This is a genomic window from Ilumatobacter sp., assembly GCF_049588435.1.
Taxonomy (GTDB): domain Bacteria; phylum Actinomycetota; class Acidimicrobiia; order Acidimicrobiales; family Ilumatobacteraceae; genus Ilumatobacter_A.
Genome location: NZ_JBAVYV010000204.1, coordinates 1 through 1,715, shown reverse-complemented (window position 1 = coordinate 1,715; position 1,715 = coordinate 1). Strand labels below are relative to the sequence as shown.

At 67.9% G+C, this 1,715-nt stretch carries 2 protein-coding genes; both read right to left on the bottom strand.

What is annotated here, in order from left to right; all coding sequences use genetic code 11:
• Nucleotides 1-33: 33 nt before the first annotated feature.
• Nucleotides 34-1,281 carry an LLM class flavin-dependent oxidoreductase gene (locus WBV89_RS07735; protein WP_423980755.1) on the bottom strand — a complete coding sequence of 416 codons (1,248 nt, stop codon included), beginning with the start codon at nucleotides 1,279-1,281 and terminating at the stop codon, nucleotides 34-36.
• A gap of 55 nt (nucleotides 1,282-1,336) precedes the next feature.
• The coding region (locus tag WBV89_RS07730) for a cyclic nucleotide-binding domain-containing protein (protein ID WP_423980754.1) at nucleotides 1,337-1,715 on the bottom strand (379 nt) is incomplete at its 5' end.

Genomic DNA, 1,715 nt, shown 5'->3' with positions numbered 1-1,715 from the left:
AACGGGGAGAGGGGAGTGGGGAGTGGGGCGGGGTCAGCCGAGGCGGCCGGCGGCTTGGACCTTGGCGACCGACGCGCGCACGACCGGGATCTCGTCGTCGGCGAGCGGTTGCATCCACTCCTTGCGGGCGAGCGCGGCCTCGATGAACGGAGCCAGTTGCGCGTCCTTGGCGCGCTGACGCTCGGCCTCCTCGGCCTGGAACTCGGGAAGGACCCGATCACCGAACATCTGCAGTGAGTCGCAGATGTCGGCGTGGCGGTTGCGACCGCACTGTTGGATGAAGATCAGTTGGTCGACGCCGACCTCGGCCAGCTCGCGGACGTAGCGGCGGGCATCGTCGGGGGTCCCGATGCAACTCGAGTAGTCGTCGCCGGCGGCCTCGGCGGCGGCGATCCGCGCGGCTTCGACCGACGGATCGCGGCGCTCCTGGAACTCGCCCCACAGGTTCGTCCGGCCCGGGACCTGGTCACGCGTGACGAGCGAGCTCATCGCGTAGCCGAAGAACTCGAAGCCCTCCTGGCCGTTGCGGATCGCGGTCGCGCGGACGTCGTCGAGCGAGAAGCCCGTGACCAGGGCGAGGTTGGCATTGACGGTGTGGCCGATCGGAACGCACTCGTCGCTCTTGATGATGTCGTAGTAGATGTCCGCCCACGCCTTGGCCTCGTCCGGGTCGATGAACGTGAACGCCAGTGCGCCCAGACCGTTGCGGGCAGCGACCTTGATCGTCTCGCGGTTCGTGCAGGCGATCCACATCGGCGGATGCGGCTTCTGTCGAGGCTTGGGGAGCACGTTGCGGCAGGGCATCGAGAAGCTCTCGGACTCGTAGCCGGGGTACGGGTCGAGCACCATCATGTTCGCGATCTGCTCGGCCGATTCCAGCGACATCGCGCGCTTCTGCTTCGCCGGAACGCCGAATCCGTGGAGCTCGAGGCGGGTCGCACCCTCGCCGATCCCGAAGTCGACGCGCCCGTTCGAGATCAGGTCGAGCGTGGCCAAACCCTCGGCGGTGCGCGCTGGATGGTTGTAGTTCGGGATCACCTGGCGGATCCCGTGACCGAGGCGAATGTTCTTCGTTCGGGCGGCGGCGGCGGCGAGGAAGACCTCGGGAGCCGACGAGTGCGAATACTCGTCGAGGAAGTGGTGCTCGACCTCCCACGCATGGTCGAAGCCGAGTCCGTCGGCCAACTCGACCTGATCGAGCGCCTCGTTGAGGAGTCGATACTCGTCGTCCTCGCTCCACGGCTTGGGAAGTTGGTGCTCGTAGAAGATTCCGAACTTCATCGTCTCAGCAGACCACAATCGCACGTGTCGGCCGTAGCCGGACAGCCCAGGTGGGTCAGTGATCCAGGCGCCGACGGGCCTCGGCCTCCGCGCGCGACCGGCTTCTGGGCACGCGGTTGACGGCGTCCAGGAATGCGCCGGCGCCCATCCAATACACCTCGACGCCGGCCGGGCCCGCCGTCAGCGTGGCTGTCCGTGGTACCTCGTGGAGGAGCGAGATCTCACCGACGACCGAGCCGCGCTCGCGTCGGGCGATGATCTCGCCGTCCCGGTGGACGTCGACGCAGCCGGCGGCGATCAGGCAGATTCGATCCCCGGCCTCGCCCTCGGTCATCACGGCCGCTCCCGCCTCGAACGTCTCGTGCACGAAACCGTGCCCCACCTGCTCGATCGCGTACGGGGGTAGTGCGCTGAACACGGCGGTGGACCGGGTG

What these genes read in the sequence shown, in the direction of transcription:
- WBV89_RS07735 (WP_423980755.1), bottom strand. Translation starts at nt 1,281, where the DNA reads ATGAAGTTCGGAATCTTCTACGAGCACCAACTTCCCAAGCCGTGGAGC.